This window comes from Nocardioides psychrotolerans (assembly GCF_943371775.1).
Lineage (GTDB): Bacteria > Actinomycetota > Actinomycetes > Propionibacteriales > Nocardioidaceae > Nocardioides > Nocardioides psychrotolerans_A.
The window spans coordinates 16,740-33,542 of sequence record NZ_CALRWD010000021.1; the positions used below are offsets into that span (position 1 = coordinate 16,740).

Below are 16,803 nucleotides of genomic sequence, written 5' to 3' on the forward strand. Positions count from 1 at the left end.
GTAGGCAAGGATGGCGTCGATGCCCACGACCGCTCCGCCCTCGCCCTCGCGTCCCAGCGCCCTCGCAGCCGGTGACCCCGCCGCCGACGCCCTGCGCCGCAGCGCGTTGCGGCGCATGCGCAGCGTCGCCGTGTCGCTGCTGCTGCTGGCCGCTGCCGTCTACGTCCTCACCATCGGCGACGAGGGCTTCTGGGGCTTCGTGAACGCCGGGGCCGAGGCCTCCATGGTCGGCGCGATCGCCGACTGGTTCGCCGTGACGGCGCTCTTCCGGCACCCGTTGGGGCTGCCGATCCCGCACACGGCCCTGATCCCTCGTCGCAAGGACGAGCTGGGCAAGGGCCTGGAGGAGTTCGTGGGGGAGAACTTCCTCCAGGAGGACATCATCCGCGAGCGCATCGACTCGGCGCGGGTCGCGGAGCGGGTCGGGGTCTGGCTCTCCGACACCGACAACGCGCGCCGCGTGGTCGACGAGGTGGCCGAGGTCGCCGCCATCGCGCTCTCCAAGGTGCGCGACGACCACATCGAGAGCCTGGTCCACGACGCGCTGGTGCCCCGCTTCCGTGAGGAGCCGATCTCGCCGCTGCTCGGAGGCCTGCTCACCGAGGCGCTCAACGACGACCTGCACCACGGTCTCGTCGACCTGGCGCTCGCCGAGCTGCACGCCTGGCTCGAGGACAACCCCGACACCGTCCAGGAGGTGCTGGGGGAGCGGGCGCCCTGGTGGGCGCCGCCGGGGCTCAACCTCCGCGTCACCGCCCGCGTCCACCTGGAGATGGTGAAGTGGGTGGCCGACATCCGCTCCGACCCGCGCCACCACGCGCGCCAGGCGCTCGACTCGATGCTCGACCAGCTGGCGCGCGACCTGCTCGACAACCCCAGCACCCAGGCCCGCACCGAGCGGCTCAAGGACCGCCTCCTGGACCACCCCTCGGTCCTCGCCTCGAGCGTGTCGCTGTGGAACGCCCTGCGTCGCGCCATGACCACCTCGCTGCAGGACCCCGAGGGCGCCGTACGACGTCGCCTGATGCTGGAGGTCTCCTCGCTCGCCGAGCGGCTCTCCACCGACGCGGCGCTGCGCCACCGGATCGACACCCGCGCCAGTGACATCGCGGTCTTTGCCGTCGAGCGCTACGGCGAGGAGGTCACGGCGGTCATCACGCACACGATCGAGCGCTGGGACGGCAAGGAGGCGGCCGACCGGATCGAGCTCCACGTCGGTCGGGACCTGCAGTTCATCCGGATCAACGGGACCATCGTGGGTGGTCTCGTGGGGGTGCTCATCCACGCGGTCTCGCTGCTGGTTCACTAGCGGTCATGAGCGAGCCCCAGGACGTCCCGATCAGTGACGAGTCGATCCGGCTCGGGCAGTTCCTCAAGCTCGCCAACCTCGTCGAGAGCGGCGCCGAGGCCAAGCCGCTCATCGCGTCGGGGCAGGTGCTGGTCAACGGCGAGGTCGAGACCCGTCGTGGTCGCCAGCTCGCCCAGGGCGACGTGGTCGCCCTGGCGGGCCAGTCCGCCCGCGTCGCCAGCGGCGACGTGCCCGACAACCTCCCCTGGTGACACGCGAGGCCGGCCCCCGGCGGGGACCGGCCTCAGCGGTGTCGTGCGGTGGTGCGGGTCGTGCGTCGGGTCAGCGGACCTCGAGCAGGTCCACGACGAAGATCAGCGTCTCGCCCGGCTTGATGACGCCACCGGCGCCACGGTCGCCGTAGCCGAGGTGGGGCGGGATGACGAGCTGGCGTCGGCCGCCGACCTTCATGCCCTGCACGCCGGTGTCCCACCCGGAGATGACCTGGCCGATGCCGAGGCGGAACTGCAGCGGCTCGCCGCGGTTGTAGGACGCGTCGAACTCCTCGCCGGTCGAGTGCGCCACACCGACGTAGTGCACCGAGACGGTCTGGCCGGCGGCAGCCTCGGCGCCCTCACCCACGGTGACGTCGGTGATGACGAGGTCGGTCGGCGGCTCGGGGTCGAAGAAGTCGATCTCAGGCTTGTCCATGGGGGTCCTCTCGGTGGTGCTGGTGGTGGAGCTGGTGATGTGGTCGGTCGAGACTAACGAAGCCCCGGGTGGATCCTCAGCCGGCGCCGACCTGGTGGCGGAAGCGGTCGCGCTTGGTGTGCAGGTCCCAGAGGTGACCGGCGTGCACGGCCGCCACGGGGCCGCGTCGGCGGGTCGTCCCACGGGGAGAGCCTTGTCACGTCAGTGCACGCGGCCGACCAGCACGACGGGCCCCAGGCGACCGGCGGGTCGCGGCGGGTCGCGGCGGTCAGGTCTGGTGGACGTAGTGGTCGAGCTGGTCACGCTCGAAGGTGAGCTGGCCGATCTTGTGCTTGACGACGTCGCCGATGCTGATGATGCCGACCAGGGTGCCGTCGTCGACGACGGGGACGTGGCGGAAGCGGCGCTCGGTCATCGTCTGCATGACCCCGTCGAGGTCGTCGCCCGACGAGCACGTCTCGACCACCGAGGTCATGATCGCGGCGACGGTGTTGTTGATGACCGTGCCGTCGCTGTGCAGGTGGCGCACGACGTCGCGCTCGCTGACGATCCCGTCGAGGCTGGTCCCGTCGGAGCTGACGATCAGCGCGCCGATGTTGTGCTCCGCCAGCGTGGCCAGCAGCTCGCGCACCCCCGCCCCGGGTGCGATCGTCACGACGTCCTGGGAGGACTTGGCCTGGAGGATGTCGCCGATGTGCATGTGACGCACGCTACTCGCCGGGGGCTCACCCTGACCAGGGTCACAGGTGGGTCGTCAGTGGTCGGTCGTCAGTCGGCGATGGGGGTGTCGGGGCGTGGGCGCCGGTGGGCGCTGAGGTCCGAGACCGACGCGGAGCCGGGCTGGCGCCAGTCGGGGTCGTCGTCGTCGCCGCCGGCGGAGGCGCCGAGGAACGACAGGGCCGCGTCGTGCAGGTGGCGGTTGGAGGCGATCGCGTTGCCGCCCCAGGGACCGTCGGAGCCGTCGAGGGAGGTGAAGCGGCCCCCGGCCTCGCGCACGATGATGTCGAGGGCGGCCATGTCGTAGACCTCCAGCTCCGGCTCGGCGGCCAGGTCGACGGCACCCTCGGCGAGGAGCATGTAGGACCAGAAGTCGCCGTAGGCCCGGGTGCGCCAGCAGCGCCGCATGAGCGAGACGAAGTCGTCGAGCCGGCCGCGCTCGTCCCAGCCGTGGAGCGAGGCGTAGGAGAGGGAGGCGTCCTCGAGGCGTCGTACGTCGGAGACCTGGCACTGGGTCGCCTTGAGCAGTGACCGGCCCGTCCACGCGCCGTTGCCGACCGAGGCCCACCACCGACGCTGCAGCATCGGCGCCGACACGACCCCCAGCACGACCTCCTCGTCGACGACGAGCGAGATCAGGGTCGCCCAGACGGGCACGCCGCGCACGAAGTTCTTGGTGCCGTCGATGGGGTCCACGATCCAGCGACGCTGGCTGTGCCCCGTCGAGCCTGTCTCCTCGCCGGTCACCGCGTCACGCGAGCGGACCCGCGAAAGGGTGCGTCGGATGCCCTCCTCGACGGCCTGGTCGGCATCGGTCACCGGGGTCAGGTCGGGCTTGCTCATCACGTGCAGGTCGAGTGCCTTGAACCGAGCGGTGGTCAGGGAGTCGGCATCGTCAGCGAGCACGTGCGCGAGCCTGAGGTCGTCGGTGTAATCGGTCGCCACGCGCACAGGCTACTTTCATGTGCGTCCCCTAGGTTTTTCCCCATGGAGATCAACGGTCTGCCCCTGCACGCCCTGGTGGTCCACGCCGCCGTCGTCCTCGGGCCCCTCGCCGCCCTCGCCGGGCTCCTCCACGCCGCGGTCCCGCGCTGGCGCGACTGGTTGCGCTGGCCGCTCGTGGGCCTCGCGGCCGTCGCCCTGGTCTCCATCTGGGTCGCCTACCTCTCCGGCGAGCAGGTCGAGGAGGCCAACACCTACGGCGGCCCGCTGGAGCCGCTGCTCGAGGAGCACGAGGAGCGCGCCGAGGTCCTGCGCCTCTCGATGACCGCCTTCGCCGTCGCGTCGTTCGCCGCGGCGTGGTGGCACACCCGCACCGGTGTCCTGCGCACCGTGCTGCGCCTGCTGGTCGGTGCGACCGCGATCCTCACGCTCGTCTACGTGGTGCTCACGGGCGACGCGGGGGCGCAGATCGCGTGGTACGGCACCAACGGCTGAGCCTCAGTAGTCGGAGATGCTCCGCGCGGTGAGCAACCGGCGGAAGGACTCCACACGCTCCGGGTCGGTGTCCCCGGCTGCCACCGCGATGTCGAGCCCGCACTCGGGCTCGTCGGTGCCGTGGGTGCAGCCGCGCGGGCACTCCTCGGTCATCTCGTCGAGGTCGGGGAAGGCCTCGATGAGGTCCTCGGGCCGCACGTGGGCGAGCCCGAAGGAGCGGATGCCCGGGGTGTCGATGATCCAGCCGTCGGCACCGGGCAGCTCGAGCATGTAGGCCGACGTCGAGGTGTGCCGACCGCGCCCGGTGACCGCGTTGACCACACCGACGTCACGGTGCGCGTCGGGCACCAGGGCGTTGACCAGGGTGGACTTGCCGACCCCGCTGGAGCCGATGAGCACGCTGGTCTTGCCGCTGAGACGCTCGCGCACCGCCTCGAGCTCGCCACCGCGCTGGGTGACGACCCAGTGCACCCCCAGGGACCGGTAGGTCGAGAGCAGCGTCTCGGGATCGGCGAGGTCGGCCTTGGTCAGGCAGAGCAGCGGCTGCATGCCGGAGACGAAGGCCGCCACGAGAGCCCGGTCGATCAGGCGCGGCTGGGGCTCGGGATCGGCGAGCGCCGTGACGATGACGAGCTGCTCGGCGTTGGCCACGATGATGCGCTCGACCGGGTCGTCGTCGTCGGCGGTGCGACGCAGGGTGGTGACCCGCTCGGTCACCTCGACGATGCGGCTCAGCGCGCCGTCGTCGCCGGAGACGTCGCCGACGACGCGCACCCGGTCACCCACGACGACGCCCTTGCGGCCCAGGGGACGCGCCTTCATCGCCATGACCGTGCGCCCGTCGACGAGCAACGTGTAGCGGCCGCGGTCGACGGTGACGACGACCCCGTCGACGGCGTCGTCGTAGGTCGGGCGCTCCTTGGTGCGGGGACGGGTGCGGCGGCGCGGTCGCTCGTAGTGCTCGTGGTCGTTCTCGTCGTAGCGACCCCGGACGCGGTTCACGGCAGGCCGCTCACAGCAGGCCCGCCCAGAACGCGGCGAAGTCGGGAAAGGTCTTGCTCGTGGTCGCGACGTCCTCGACCAGGACGCCGTCGACCGCCGCGGCGACCAGCACGCCGGCGTGGGCCATGCGGTGGTCGGCGTAGGTGTGGAACACCCCGCCGTGGAGGGGTGCCGGCGTGATCGACAGGCCGTCGGGGTGCTCGACGACGTCGGCGCCGAGGGCGTTGAGCTCGGTGGCGAGCGCGGCGAGGCGGTCGGTCTCGTGGCCGCGGATGTGCGCGATGCCGCGCAGGTGCGACGGCGTGGTCGCCAGGGCGCACAGGGCGGCGACCGCCGGGGCCAGCTCACCGACGTCGTGCAGGTCGTGGTCGATGCCCTGGAGCTCGTCGGGACCGGTCACCCGCAGGCCGTCGGGCACGAAGTCGACCGTGCAGCCCATGAGCGTGAGGATCTCGCGCAGCGCGTCCCCGGCCTGGGTGGTCTCGCGCGGCCAGTCGCGCACGGTCACCGAGCCCCCGGAGAGTGCGGCCAGCCCCAGGAACGGCGCGGCGTTGGAGAGGTCGGGCTCGATCAGGTGGTCGACGCCGTGGACCGGGCCCGGAGCCACCGTCCAGCGGTTGGCGTCGCCGTCGTCGACCTCGACGCCGTGCTGGCGCAGCATCGCGACCGTCATGTCGATGTGGGGCAGGGACGGCACCGGCTTGCCGTCGTGGCGCACGTCGACGCCGTGCGCGTAGCGTGCGCCCGCGAGCAGCAGCGCCGAGATGAACTGGGACGAGGCGGAGGCGTCGACCACCACGGTCCCGCCCTTGACGTGGCCGTCGCCGTGGAGGGTGAAGGGCAGCGCGCCGCGACCCTCGTCCTCGACGCGGATGCCCAGCGTGGACAGGGCGTTGAGGACCTCGCCCACGGGCCGCTTGCGCATGTGGGGGTCGCCGTCGAAGCTCACCCTGCCGTGGGCGAGCCCCGCGACGGGAGGCACGAAACGCATGACGGTCCCCGCGAGCCCGCAGTCGACGGTCGCGTCACGGTCGAAGGGGCCGGGCGTGACCACCCAGTCGTCGGTCGAGGTGTCGACCGTCGACCCCAGGGCGGTCAGGGCCGACGCCATCAGCGAGGTGTCCCGCGACCGCAGGGCCCGTCGTACGACGGAGGGCCGGTCGGCGATCGCCGCCAGGACGAGCGCACGGTTGGTGAGCGACTTGCTGCCGGGCAGGGAGACAACGGCCTCCACGGGCTCGGTGCAGCGCGGGGCGGGCCACGGGTCGGCGACGGTCACAGCCCGAACTCTAGGGCGTGCTCAGGTGAGCTGCGCCTTGGCCAGCTTGGCCTCGCGACGAGCCGAGCCGGCCAGGTGCTTGGCCTCGCGGCGGGCGTCCTTGGCGGCCCGTCGTGCACGCCAGGCCACGCCCGGCTTGCCGTCGGTGTCGCCGGCGGCGATCACGAGGCCGCCCACGATCGAGACGTTCTTGAAGAAGTGCAGCTGCTGCTGGCTCTTGGTCTGGGCGTCGTCGACCTCCCAGAAGCGGTGCCCGGCGACCGTGGTGGGCACCAGGGAGGCCGCGAGGATGGCCGCGGAGAGACGCGGCGCGCGGCCGGTCGCGAGGGCACCGGCGGCGACGATCTGGGCGACAGCGTTGATCCGCACGAGGGTCGCGGGGTCCTCGGTCAGCGGCAGCGACGGCGCCGCCTTCTTCGCCGCGGGCACGATCTTGTCGGTGACCGGCGCGGCCTTCGAGGCCAGGGCCGGGGCGTTGCGGAGCGCGGCGACGCCTCCGACGACGAAGATCGAGGCGAGCATGGGACGGGCGATGAGTCGGCTGACGGTCATGCCTCATTCCTACCCGACGTGCCGGCACCCACACCCACCTGAGGGGGTGAGACCTCGGCGCGCGACCGGGCGGGGGAGCGGGTCACGAGCGGGGCACTAGATTGCTGGCATGTGTGGTCGCTACGCCTCCAGCCGCCGACCTGAGGACCTGGTCGAGGAGTTCGAGATCGTCCAGAGCCGGGTCGACACCCCGCTGGCGCCGGACTTCAACGTGGCTCCGACCAAGGAGGTCTACGCCGTGGTGGAGCGACCGCCGTCGAAGGAGGGCGAAGAGCCTCCGGAGCGTCAGCTGCGGGTGCTGCGCTGGGGGCTGGTGCCCTCCTGGGCCAAGGATCCCTCCATCGGCAACAAGATGATCAACGCGCGCATGGAGACCGTGGCCGAGAAGCCGGCCTACAAGCGCGCGTTCGCCAAGCGCCGGTGCCTGCTCCCGGCCGACGGTTACTTCGAGTGGTACCCCACCTCGCAGCTGACCAAGGCCGGCAAGCCGCGCAAGCAGCCCTTCTTCATCCGGCCGCAGGACCACGGGACGCTGGCCATGGCGGGGCTCTACGAGATCTGGCGCGACCCGACCCGCGCCGACGACGACCCGGAGCGCTTCCGGTGGACGTGCACGGTCCTCACGACGCAGGCCGAGGACGCGGTGGGCCACATCCACGACCGGATGCCGCTCATGGTCGAGCCGGACCGGTGGTCGGCCTGGCTCGACCCGACCGCGCCGCAGGGCTCGCTTCTCGACCTGCTCGTGCCCGCGGCGCCCGGCAACCTGGAGGCCTACCCCGTGTCCACCCTCGTCTCGAACGTGCGCAACAACGGCCCCGAGCTGATCGCACCCCTGCCGCTCGACGAGCTGGGCGACGAGGTCCTCGGGTGAGCACCGAGCGGATCATCGCCACCCCTCACGGCGAGGGGAGGCTGGTCACCGACCGGGCCCGCCACACGCTGGCCACGCTGCTGGTGAGCCACGGCGCCGGCGGTGGCATCGAGTCGCGCGACCTCGAGGCGCTGGCGCGACACCTGCCCCGTCACGGCATCACGGTCGTGCGGTTCGAGCAGCCCTGGCGCCGGGCCGGTCGCAAGATCGCCACGCCGCCGGCCACCCTCGACGCCGGCCTCCGCTCGGCGGCCGACAACCTGCGCGGGCGAGTGCCGCTGGTCGTCGGGGGCCGCTCGGCGGGCGCGCGCTCCGCCGTACGCACGGCACACCTGCTGGGCGCCGTCGGCTGCCTGGCCCTGTCCTTCCCCCTCCACCCGCCGGGGCGCCCTGAGAAGAGCCGGGTCGACGAGCTGCGCGGGTCGCGGCTGCCGACCCTGGTGATCCAGGGGGAGCGCGACGCGATGGGCCGCCCCGAGGAGTTCCCCAGCAGCACGGAGCTCTGCGTGGTGCCGAGCGCCGACCACGGCCTGAAGGTCCCCGCGCGAGCCGAGATCAGCCAGGACGAGGCGATGGGGATCGTCGTCGAGGCGACCCTGGAGTGGATCGTCCGAGAGGTCACGGGGAATTCATCTGCGCGATGACGTGTTCTTGCTGGCGTGATGGACTTGCTGGAACGACCGACCGTGGTCACCTCCCCGCTAGGCTGGGGGGCGATGACTGACACTCCTGTCGACCCTGACGTCGACCTCGCAGCCCCGCACCCGGACCTCGACATCGACGTGGCCACGGAGTCCGAGGCCGATCGTGGCGCGCGCTTCGAGCGGGACGCCCTGCCCTTCCTCGACCAGCTCTACTCGGCCGCGATGAGGATGACCCGCAACCCCGCCGACGCCGAGGACCTGGTGCAGGAGACGTTCGCCAAGGCCTACTCCTCGTTCCACCAGTTCCGTCCCGGCACCAACCTCAAGGCGTGGCTCTACCGGATCCTCACCAACACGTTCATCAACACCTACCGCAAGAAGCAGCGCCAGCCCCAGCAGTCGATGTCCGAGGACGTCGAGGACTGGCAGCTCGCGCGTGCCGAGTCGCACACCTCGACCGGGCTGAAGTCCGCCGAGATGGAGGCGCTCGAGCACCTGCCCGACTCGCAGGTCAAGGACGCGCTGCAGCGCCTGCCCGAGGAGTTCCGCCTCGCGGTCTACCTCGCCGACGTCGAGGGCTTCGCCTACAAGGAGATCGCCGAGATCATGGACACCCCCATCGGCACGGTGATGTCGCGACTGCACCGCGGTCGCCGTCAGCTCCGCGACATGCTCTCCGACTACGTCCGCACCAACGACCTGCTCCGGGTCGGCACCGACGGAGGAGCGTCATGAGCCACGGCCAGGACCACACCCACGACGAGATGTCGAAGGAGGAGTGCGTCGACTACCTCGAGCGCATCGTCTACTTCATCGACAACGAGCTCGACGAGGCCGACTGTGCCGCCGTGCAGCTCCACCTCGACACCTGCAACCCCTGCCTGGTCAAGTACGACCTGCAGCGCACGGTGAAGTCCGTCGTCGCGCGCTCGTGCTCCGAGACCGCGCCCAGCGACCTGCGTGAGCGGGTGCTCTTCAAGCTGCGCGCCGTGCAGGTCCAGATCACCGAGAGCTGATCGCGGCAACGTCCCGGGTCAGAGGGCGTAGGCCCAGTGCCGCGTCCCGTGCTCCCCACGCAGGTGCGCGAGGACCGGCTCGGCCAGGGGCGCGTAGGGCAGCGTGACGAGCAGGGCGACCGCCTCGTCGGCGGTGAACCACCGCGCCTCACGGACCTGCTGGTCGGGGTCGTCGACGCGCAGGGTGCGGTCGTCGACCTCGGTGGTGTAGTTCCACGCCCGGGACAGCGAGCGGGCGCTCGACGTCTCCGAGGTGCTGACCAGCCGGAGGTCGTCGGGCGCCACGAGCAGCCCGGTCTCCTCGGCGAGCTCGCGAGCCGCGCCCTGCTCGGGGCTCTCGTGCCGCTCGACCTGACCGCTAGTCGTGTGCCGGAGACGGCGGCCTGGCGCGCTCTGCGGCACACGACCGGCACGCGGCCACCTGGCGCACCCGCCGGCACCACGGCCGGATCTCGAGGGTGGACGGCAGCGATCCTGCTGGTGACTGGTCGTCGGCGACGCCACCCTGGGACGGTGCTGGAGATGCGCCCCACCTGCGAGCGCTGCGACAGCGCCCTGCCACCGACCACGACCGACGCCTTCATCTGCAGCTTCGAGTGCACCTGGTGCCGCGGCTGCGCCGAGGGTGACCTGGCGATGGCCTGTCCCACCTGCTCCGGAGAGCTGCTGCAGCGGCCGCGGCGCCTCGGATGAGCATCGAGTGGATCACGTGCCGGGACCCGGCCGCTCGGGGACCTGCGTCGGCGAGCTGATGCCGACCCGCGCCAGCAGCGCGCGCGTGTAGGCGCTCATGGGCGCCGGCAGCGACGAGACGGGGAACCACCCGAGCTCCAGGGTCTCCTCCCCGTCGACCGTTAGCGACCCCGCAACGTCGCTGGTCTCGAACGTCGCGCCGACGACGTAGGCCTCGAACCCGTCCGGGTAGCGCACCCGGAAGTCCGGTCCGGAGTAGACGTCCAGCAGGGTCAGGGCCCCCGCGGTGAGCCCCGTCTCCTCGAGCAGCTCGCGTCGTGCCGTCTGCTCCAGTGTCTCGCCGGGCTCCAGCGCGCCGCCGGGGACGCCCCAGGTGCGGTCGTCACCGCGACGCTGCAGCAGCAGGAGGTCGTCGCGACGCACGAGCACGCCGGCGGCGACGAGGACCGGCAGCGGGGAGGAGGTCACCGGCGTCAGCCTGCCCCAGACCCGCGGTGGCCCGCACCCCGAAATGCAACGAACCCCCGGCCCTGAGGGGCGGGGGTCCAGTGCATCAACTGCCGAGCGTGTGCTCAGGCGTTGGGGCGCTTGCCGTGGTTTGCGGCCTTCTTCTTGCGAGCGCGGCGCTTGCGTCCGGTCTTGCCCATGGTGTCCTCCTGGAATCTCAGCGACCCATCGAGGGCCATTCAGACGACAGTCTCCCAAACTTCACGACGGAGGCGAAATCCGCCCCAGGAACTTCTCGGCGTCGACCACGACCCGCGTCACCTCACCGGTGCCGACGACCTTCCCGGGGGCACCGCCGCTCACGTGCCGCGCGGCCACGGTGAAGCGGTGCAGCCGCCCGTCGACGTACGACGACGAGGCGGTCACCTCCACCTCCTGGCCGACGGGGCTCGCGACGAGGTGCTCGATCGTCATGCGCGTGCCGACGCTGGTCGAGCCCTCGGGGAGCGCTGGCTCGATCGCCGCGCAGGTCGCGGCCTCCAGCCAGGCCAGGAGTCGCGGGGTGCCCAGCACCGGCAGCGCGCCCGAGCCCACGGCGATCGCGGTGTCGGCCTCGCCGACGGTGAAGGTGAGGGTGGCCGGGGCGGGATCGGTCATCAGGACTCCTGCGGGGCGAAGGTGAGGCGGAAGGAGAGCAGCTCGACGCCGGGCGCGGGCGACCAGTCGAGCGCGGGCTCGCGGACGAACCCGAGCCGGCCGTAGAGAGCGTGGGCCGCGGTCATCTCGGCCATGCTGCACAGCACCACCCCGGTGGCGCCGCCCGAGCGGAAGTGGGTCAAGGCGTGCTCCACGAGCGCCCGCCCGACTCCCTGACCCTGGGCGGTCGGGTCGACGGCAAGCATCCGGAACTCGCCCTCGCCCGGTCGGGCCAGCTCGCGCCACGGTGAGCCCTCAGGGCAGATCGTGACCGAGCCCAGCACCTCGCCCGCCTCGGAGCAGGCCACCCACAGCTCGGCCTCCGCGGCGCGACGTGCCGCGTCGCGCAGGTGCTCGACGTAGCCCGTGTCGGGCCGGTCGCCGCCGAGGAACGGGGCATAGGCGGCCACCGTGGCGCGCCCGACGACCTCGTGGTCGTCGGGCGTCGCGAGGCGCAGCTGCATCAGATGCCGAAGGTGGCGCGAGGGTAGGCCGCGTCCACGTCGGTGATGACGTTGACCAGGTAGGGCACGTCGGACGCGAAGGCGCGGTCGATCGCGGGCCCGATCTGGCGCGGGTCGGTCACCATCTCCCCGGCCCCACCGAGCGCCTTGACGACCTCCTCGTAGGCCGTGCGCGGCGCGAGGTCGGCGATCACGTCGTAGCCGTAGAGCATCTGCATCGGGCCCTTCTCCAGGCCCCAGGCGGAGTTGTTGCCCATGATCATGACGACCGGCAGGTTGTGGCGCACGAGGGTGTCGACGTCCATCAGCGAGAAGCCGGCCGCGCCGTCACCGAGCAGCAGCACCACCTGCGAGGAGGGTCGCGCCAGGCGCGCCGCGATCGCCGCGCCCAGGCCCGCACCGAGGCAGCCGTAGGGACCGGGGTCGAGCCAGCCGCCGGGGCGCTTCGGCTCGACGAACTTGCCGGCGAAGGACACGAAGTCGCCGCCGTCGCCGATGACGACGGCGTCCTCGGCCAGTCGGGGCACCAGCTCGCCGTAGATGCGGGCCGGGTGGATCGGGTCGGCCTCGGCGCGCAGCAGGTCCAGGTCGCGCGCGGTGGCGGCGGCGACGGTGTCCTGCAGCGAGGAGACCCAGGTGCTCCAGTCGGGCTTGGAGCCACGCTCCAGTGCAGCCTGAAGTCCGTCGAAGACCGACGTGAGGTCGCCGGAGACCGACGCGGCCAAGGTCGCGTGACCGGAGACCTGGCCGGGGGAGTCCGCGACGTGCACGACCTGGGCCGGTGTCGCGCCGTCCTTGCCGCCGAAGATGCCGTAGCCGAGACGGAAGTCGAGCGGGGTGCCGACCACGACGACGAGGTCGGCACCGCCCAGCGCCTGGCCGCGAGCCTTGGTCGCCAGGAGGGCGTGCCCGCCCGGGATCACGCCGCGGCCCATGCCGTTGGTGATCGTGGGGATGCCGATCGCCTCGACGAAGCGCAGCGCGGCCACCTCGGCGCCGTCGGCCCAGACGTCGGTGCCGAGGATCAGGACCGGGCGCGTGGCCGAGGCCAGCAGCCCGGCGATGGTCGCGACGGCGTCACCGTCGGGCTCCGCGCCCCGCGTGGAGGAGCGCACCGGGGCCGGGCCGGAGGAGGCGTTGAAGAACTCGTCCATCGGGACGTCCACGAAGACCGGCCCACGGTGCGAGGAGGCGGCGGCTGCGAAGGCCTGGTCCATCCCGCCGAGGATGTCGCCGGCGGTGTGGAGCGTGGTCGCCATCTTGGAGACCGAGGCGACGATGGGCGGCTGGTCGAGCTCCTGGAGGCTGCCGCTGCCCCAGCGGTTGGCGGGGGCGCGACCACCGACGACCACCATCGGGGACCCGGCGAACTGCGCCTGCGCGATCGCGCTCACGCCGTTGGTCACGCCCGGGCCGGCGGTCAGCACCGCGAGGCCGGGCACGCGGGTCAGCTTGCCCGTGGCCTCCGCCGCGAAGGCCGCGGTCTGCTCGTGGCGAACGTCGAGGAGACGCATCGGCGGGTCGGCCTTGACGGCCCCGTCGTACATCGGGAACACGTGGGCCCCCGACAGCGTGAACATGGTCTCGACGCCGTAGGCGCGGGCGACGGCCACGGCGAGCTCGCCGGAGTGTCCCTCGAGGACGGCGTCGGTGGTCTCTTCCTGAGTCATGCCCGCAGGCTACTCAGGACTCCCCGGCCGGAGCAGCCACCCTGGCTCCGAGGTAGTGCGGATTGGTCGAGCGCAGGGCCTCCACGAGCAGCAGCAGCAGGTCCGCGCGTACGGCGGGCGGCCGCTGCCCGAGGGCCAGCTGGAGGTAGAGCGCCCTCAGGAAGGCCTCGGCGTTGCCGGCGCGCAGGTGTGGGTCCTGGTCGGAGCCGTCGTGCTGGTGGCGCGCGGCCGCGGCGATCGTGTCGACCCAAATCTCGATGAGGTCGAGGGGCACGTGGTTGCGTCGCAGGACGCTCATGGCGGCCAGCGCCAGCCGGTCGGGCTCACCGGCGCTGAAGAGCGCGTCCACCGGCGCGACCAGCCGCTCGGCGATGACGTCGAGCAGCACGGTCAGCTCGCCGACACCGACGTGGGGCGAGGAGGCGAGGGCGCCCAGGGCGTCGGCGCCGTGGGCCACGGCGTGCGCCCAGCCCTTGCCGGGGACGTAGCCGCGCAGGTCCTGCTCGGTCAGCATCCAGGTCGCGATCCGGTCGCCCCACTCGAGCACCTTGCCGCCCGGGACCAGCGGTCGGTCGTTGTCGCGCTCGATGCAGCAGGCGAGGACGAGCACGGAGAAGCTGCGGCGGAAGACCGAGTCCGTGCCCGTCTCCCCGAGACCGACCCGCAGGCCGGCGGCCATGCCGTCGCCGAGGCCGGGCAGCAGGTCGTCGTAGACGCCTCGCTCCACCCACGTCGCCAGGGCCGGCAGCGCCAGGCCGTCACGAAGGTCGGGGTCGGCGTCTCCGAGCAGCCGGGTCAGCTCCGCGGTGAGGTCCGAGAGCGACCGGTCGGTGGGGACGGCGAAGTCGTCGTCGTGAACCTGCTTCCAGTACGCCGCCGACATGTCGACCATCCTGTCAAAGGTCGCGACCGCGGGGATGTCGGGGTCGTGAACACCTACGCTCAGGGGTGTGCCTTCGATGATCGAGCTCGTGCGCAGCCACACCGACCTCGGCGAGGAGGACGTGGCCTGGCTGCAGCTGATCATGGCCGACTGGCAGATCATCGCCGACCTCTCCTTCGCCGACCTGGTGCTGTGGCTGCCCGACCAGCGCGGTCACGGCTTCTGGGCCGCCGCCCAGATGCGCCCGACGACCGGCCCGACGGCCTACATCGACGACATCGTCGGCACGTTCGTCCCCGCGGGCCGCCGACCGATGCTCGACGAGGCATGGGCCCACGGCCGACTGGTGCGGGAGGGTGACCCCGAGTGGCGTGACGACGTGCCGGTGCGGGTCGAGGCCATCCCCGTGCGTCGCTCCGAGCGCGTGATCGCGGTGATCGCCCGCAACACCAACCTGCTCGGAGTGCGCACCCCGAGCCGCCTCGAGCTGTCCTACCTCCAGACCGCCGCCGACCTCACCCAGATGATCTCCGGCGGTTTCTTCCCCGAGGTCGGCCAGCGCAGCGACCATGCGGACTCACCGCGGGTCGGTGACGGGTTCCTCCGGGTCGACGCCGTCGGGATGGTCGTCTACGCGAGCCCCAACGCGCTGTCGGTCTATCGCCGGTTGGGACTGTCGGGCGACCTCTCGGGGCTCAGCCTGGCCGACCTGACCCGTCAGCTGGTGCCGCCGCGGCGCCGTCCCGACGAGGAGACGCTCAGCGCCGTGCTGGGCGGTCGCGCGCACCGCGACACCGAGATCGGCAGCGACCAGGTCTCCCTGATCGTGCGCGCCATCCCGCTGCGACCGGAGGGGGAGCACATCGGCGGCCTGATCCTGGTCCGCGACGTCACCGACCTGCGACGTCGCGACCGCGAGCTGATCACCAAGGACGCCACCATCCGCGAGATCCACCACCGCGTGAAGAACAACCTCCAGACCGTGGCGGCGCTGCTGCGCCTCCAGGCGCGACGGATCGACTCCGAGGAGGCCAAGCTGGCCCTCGAGGAGGCCGTACGCCGGGTCGGGTCGATCGCGATCGTGCACGAGACGCTCAGCCAGGCCGTCGAGGAGACCGTGGCGTTCGACGAGATCGCCGACCGTCTGGGCAGCATGGTGACCGACGTCGGCTCGTCCGGTGGCCGGGTCCGTGTGCGCCGCGAGGGATCGTTCGGGGTGCTGCCGTCCGAGTCCGCCACGGCCCTGGCCATGGTGCTCACCGAGGTCCTCCAGAACGCCGTCGAGCACGGCTACGACGCGGAGGACGCGGCGACCAGCGGCCTGATCACGGTCACGGTGCAGCGCCTGGTCGGGCGACTGACGATGATCGTGGACGACGACGGCCGGGGTCTGCCCGAGGGCTTCGACCTCGACCGGTCGACGAACCTGGGGCTGTCGATCGTGCGGACGCTCGTGGAGTCGGAGCTGGGCGGTCAGCTCACGCTGGGGCCGCGCCCCGCCGGCGCCGGCACCCGGGCGGGGATCGACGTCCCGCTGGAGTGACGCTCAGGCGGTCCGGACGCGCGACCGGGCGTTGCGACGCTTGAGCGCGCGGCGCTCGTCCTCGCTGAGCCCACCCCACACGCCGTGGTCCTGCCCGGCCTCGATCGCCCACGAGAGACAGAGCTCGCGCACGTCGCAGCGTCGGCAGACCTGCTTGGCCTCCTCGATCTGGAGGATGGCCGGACCGGTGTTGCCGATCGGAAAGAACAGCTCCGGATCCTCATCGAGGCACGCGGAACGGTGACGCCAATCCATGGGGTGGTGGATCTCTCTTTCGCATTGAGTGCAGGCAGGGGTTCTCAGGCCTGCGGGCGCGCGGATGGGTGCAATAGTGAAGGTGATCACGAGCGCACGAACAGACTTGCAACATTTGCCTCCCGGATCAAGCCTTTCGGGTGGTTCGTTGGATCACAGCGATGTCAGAGGCACAGCCCATGGATGCCCCGTACGCTGCCAGGGTGTCGACACCTGCTCCCCACGAGGGTCCCCACCAGCGACCCGGCAACCCGCCGCCCCTGACCGTGGCGGCGTCGTTGGCCGCCGTCCAGGGTGGGCTCCTGGTGCTGCTCGCCCTGCTGGAGATCGCCCACCTGTCCTCGCAGCGGATGTCGCTGGGTGTCACGACCAGCGTCTTCTTCGGGGTCTACGGCCTCGCCCTGGTCGGCTGCGCCGTCGCGCTCACCCGCCGGCAGGGCTGGGCTCGCGGTCCGGTCCTGCTGACTCAGCTCATCCAGCTGGGACTGGCCTGGAACCTGCGGGAGTTCTGGCCGGTGGCCACCGTGATGGCCGTGACGGCGCTCGTCGTGATCGCCGGGATGATCCACCCGGCCACGACCGACGTGCTGGCCGACGACCCGACCGGGGAGCGCGGCACCGCCGGGCACTGA

Annotated in this window: 23 protein-coding genes; 10 read left to right on the forward strand and 13 right to left on the reverse strand. The window is 71.9% G+C overall.

All coding sequences use genetic code 11. From position 1 onward, the window contains the following. The first annotated feature begins 19 nt into the window (after positions 1-19). Together AAG827_RS08240 and AAG827_RS08245 are read left to right on the forward strand one after the other, a co-directional pair. Positions 20-1,309, forward strand: coding sequence for a DUF445 domain-containing protein (locus AAG827_RS08240; RefSeq protein WP_341925432.1), 1,290 nt, complete (start codon positions 20-22; stop codon positions 1,307-1,309). A gap of 5 nt (positions 1,310-1,314) precedes the next feature. After that, the gene (locus tag AAG827_RS08245) at positions 1,315-1,560 is read left to right on the forward strand and encodes an RNA-binding S4 domain-containing protein (RefSeq protein WP_341925433.1); all 246 of its coding nucleotides are present in this window, start codon (positions 1,315-1,317) and stop codon (positions 1,558-1,560) included. Positions 1,561-1,630: 70 nt separating this feature from the next. Here the strand turns inward: AAG827_RS08245 and AAG827_RS08250 are convergent, their stop codons facing one another. The 3 genes from AAG827_RS08250 to AAG827_RS08260 form a co-directional block, all read right to left on the reverse strand. Further along, positions 1,631-1,999 carry an FKBP-type peptidyl-prolyl cis-trans isomerase gene (locus AAG827_RS08250; protein ID WP_341925434.1) on the reverse strand — a complete coding sequence of 123 codons (369 nt, stop codon included), beginning with the start codon at positions 1,997-1,999 and terminating at the stop codon, positions 1,631-1,633. Between the two features lie 268 nt (positions 2,000-2,267). Continuing rightward, positions 2,268-2,699 (reverse strand): CBS domain-containing protein, encoded by a 432-nt coding sequence (locus AAG827_RS08255; RefSeq protein ID WP_341925435.1) that lies wholly within the window; start codon positions 2,697-2,699, stop codon positions 2,268-2,270. A 68-nt stretch (positions 2,700-2,767) separates the two neighbouring features. Further along, positions 2,768-3,667 (reverse strand): inositol monophosphatase family protein, encoded by a 900-nt coding sequence (locus tag AAG827_RS08260; protein ID WP_341925436.1) that lies wholly within the window; start codon positions 3,665-3,667, stop codon positions 2,768-2,770. A 36-nt stretch (positions 3,668-3,703) separates the two neighbouring features. On the opposite strand from AAG827_RS08260, the gene AAG827_RS08265 reads away from it, so the two are divergent. Continuing rightward, complete coding sequence (locus tag AAG827_RS08265) at positions 3,704-4,153, forward strand: DUF2231 domain-containing protein (protein ID WP_341925437.1); 450 nt, start codon at positions 3,704-3,706, stop codon at positions 4,151-4,153. 3 nt (positions 4,154-4,156) lie between these two features. On the opposite strand, the gene rsgA is transcribed toward AAG827_RS08265, so the two are convergent. The 3 genes from rsgA to AAG827_RS08280 are packed head-to-tail and all read right to left on the reverse strand — an operon-like array spanning position 4,157 to position 6,986. Then, entirely contained in the window at positions 4,157-5,155 is a 999-nt protein-coding gene (rsgA, locus tag AAG827_RS08270) for a ribosome small subunit-dependent GTPase A (protein WP_341925438.1), read from the reverse strand. A 10-nt stretch (positions 5,156-5,165) separates the two neighbouring features. Then, entirely contained in the window at positions 5,166-6,434 is a 1,269-nt protein-coding gene (gene aroA, locus AAG827_RS08275) for a 3-phosphoshikimate 1-carboxyvinyltransferase (RefSeq protein ID WP_341925439.1), read from the reverse strand. A gap of 21 nt (positions 6,435-6,455) precedes the next feature. Then, entirely contained in the window at positions 6,456-6,986 is a 531-nt protein-coding gene (locus tag AAG827_RS08280; RefSeq protein WP_341925440.1) for a DoxX family protein, read from the reverse strand. A 109-nt stretch (positions 6,987-7,095) separates the two neighbouring features. Between AAG827_RS08280 and AAG827_RS08285 the strand changes: the two genes are divergently transcribed. The 4 genes from AAG827_RS08285 to rsrA all read left to right on the forward strand — a co-directional run bounded on the left by AAG827_RS08285 (position 7,096) and on the right by rsrA (position 9,520). Then, the gene (locus tag AAG827_RS08285; RefSeq protein WP_341925441.1) at positions 7,096-7,860 is read left to right on the forward strand and encodes an SOS response-associated peptidase; all 765 of its coding nucleotides are present in this window, start codon (positions 7,096-7,098) and stop codon (positions 7,858-7,860) included. Next, on the forward strand, positions 7,857-8,504 hold the full coding sequence (locus AAG827_RS08290; protein ID WP_341925442.1) for an alpha/beta family hydrolase: 648 nt from the start codon (positions 7,857-7,859) through the stop codon (positions 8,502-8,504). Before AAG827_RS08285 ends, AAG827_RS08290 begins: the two co-directional genes overlap by 4 nt. Positions 8,505-8,576: 72 nt before the next feature. Next, positions 8,577-9,239, forward strand: coding sequence for a sigma-70 family RNA polymerase sigma factor (locus AAG827_RS08295; RefSeq protein ID WP_341925443.1), 663 nt, complete (start codon positions 8,577-8,579; stop codon positions 9,237-9,239). Further along, positions 9,236-9,520 carry a mycothiol system anti-sigma-R factor gene (gene rsrA, locus AAG827_RS08300; protein ID WP_341925444.1) on the forward strand — a complete coding sequence of 95 codons (285 nt, stop codon included), beginning with the start codon at positions 9,236-9,238 and terminating at the stop codon, positions 9,518-9,520. The genes AAG827_RS08295 and rsrA overlap by 4 nt, the downstream gene beginning before the upstream one ends. A gap of 18 nt (positions 9,521-9,538) precedes the next feature. On the opposite strand, the gene AAG827_RS08305 is transcribed toward rsrA, so the two are convergent. Beyond that, the gene (locus AAG827_RS08305) at positions 9,539-9,922 is read right to left on the reverse strand and encodes an NUDIX hydrolase (protein ID WP_341925445.1); all 384 of its coding nucleotides are present in this window, start codon (positions 9,920-9,922) and stop codon (positions 9,539-9,541) included. A 120-nt stretch (positions 9,923-10,042) separates the two neighbouring features. Between AAG827_RS08305 and AAG827_RS08310 the strand changes: the two genes are divergently transcribed. Then, complete coding sequence (locus tag AAG827_RS08310; protein WP_341925473.1) at positions 10,043-10,213, forward strand: DUF1272 domain-containing protein; 171 nt, start codon at positions 10,043-10,045, stop codon at positions 10,211-10,213. 12 nt (positions 10,214-10,225) lie between these two features. Here the strand turns inward: AAG827_RS08310 and AAG827_RS08315 are convergent, their stop codons facing one another. The 5 genes from AAG827_RS08315 to AAG827_RS08335 all read right to left on the reverse strand — a co-directional run bounded on the left by AAG827_RS08315 (position 10,226) and on the right by AAG827_RS08335 (position 14,382). Next, the gene (locus tag AAG827_RS08315; RefSeq protein WP_341925446.1) at positions 10,226-10,681 is read right to left on the reverse strand and encodes an NUDIX domain-containing protein; all 456 of its coding nucleotides are present in this window, start codon (positions 10,679-10,681) and stop codon (positions 10,226-10,228) included. A gap of 240 nt (positions 10,682-10,921) precedes the next feature. Continuing rightward, positions 10,922-11,317: a hotdog domain-containing protein gene (locus AAG827_RS08320; RefSeq protein ID WP_341925447.1), complete on the reverse strand. Its 396-nt coding sequence runs from the start codon at positions 11,315-11,317 to the stop codon at positions 10,922-10,924. After that, on the reverse strand, positions 11,317-11,820 hold the full coding sequence (locus AAG827_RS08325) for a GNAT family N-acetyltransferase (protein WP_341925448.1): 504 nt from the start codon (positions 11,818-11,820) through the stop codon (positions 11,317-11,319). The genes AAG827_RS08320 and AAG827_RS08325 overlap by 1 nt, the downstream gene beginning before the upstream one ends. After that, positions 11,820-13,490 carry an acetolactate synthase gene (locus AAG827_RS08330; protein ID WP_341925449.1) on the reverse strand — a complete coding sequence of 557 codons (1,671 nt, stop codon included), beginning with the start codon at positions 13,488-13,490 and terminating at the stop codon, positions 11,820-11,822. The genes AAG827_RS08325 and AAG827_RS08330 overlap by 1 nt, the downstream gene beginning before the upstream one ends. Positions 13,491-13,503: 13 nt before the next feature. Then, entirely contained in the window at positions 13,504-14,382 is an 879-nt protein-coding gene (locus tag AAG827_RS08335; RefSeq protein WP_341925450.1) for a DUF2785 domain-containing protein, read from the reverse strand. A gap of 58 nt (positions 14,383-14,440) precedes the next feature. Between AAG827_RS08335 and AAG827_RS08340 the strand changes: the two genes are divergently transcribed. Then, positions 14,441-15,916 (forward strand): histidine kinase N-terminal domain-containing protein, encoded by a 1,476-nt coding sequence (locus tag AAG827_RS08340; protein WP_341925451.1) that lies wholly within the window; start codon positions 14,441-14,443, stop codon positions 15,914-15,916. 3 nt (positions 15,917-15,919) lie between these two features. Here AAG827_RS08340 and AAG827_RS08345 read toward each other — a convergent pair whose 3' ends face one another. Then, positions 15,920-16,171 (reverse strand): WhiB family transcriptional regulator, encoded by a 252-nt coding sequence (locus AAG827_RS08345; protein ID WP_091111408.1) that lies wholly within the window; start codon positions 16,169-16,171, stop codon positions 15,920-15,922. A 203-nt stretch (positions 16,172-16,374) separates the two neighbouring features. Between AAG827_RS08345 and AAG827_RS08350 the strand changes: the two genes are divergently transcribed. Further along, on the forward strand, positions 16,375-16,803 hold the full coding sequence (locus tag AAG827_RS08350; RefSeq protein ID WP_341925452.1) for a hypothetical protein: 429 nt from the start codon (positions 16,375-16,377) through the stop codon (positions 16,801-16,803).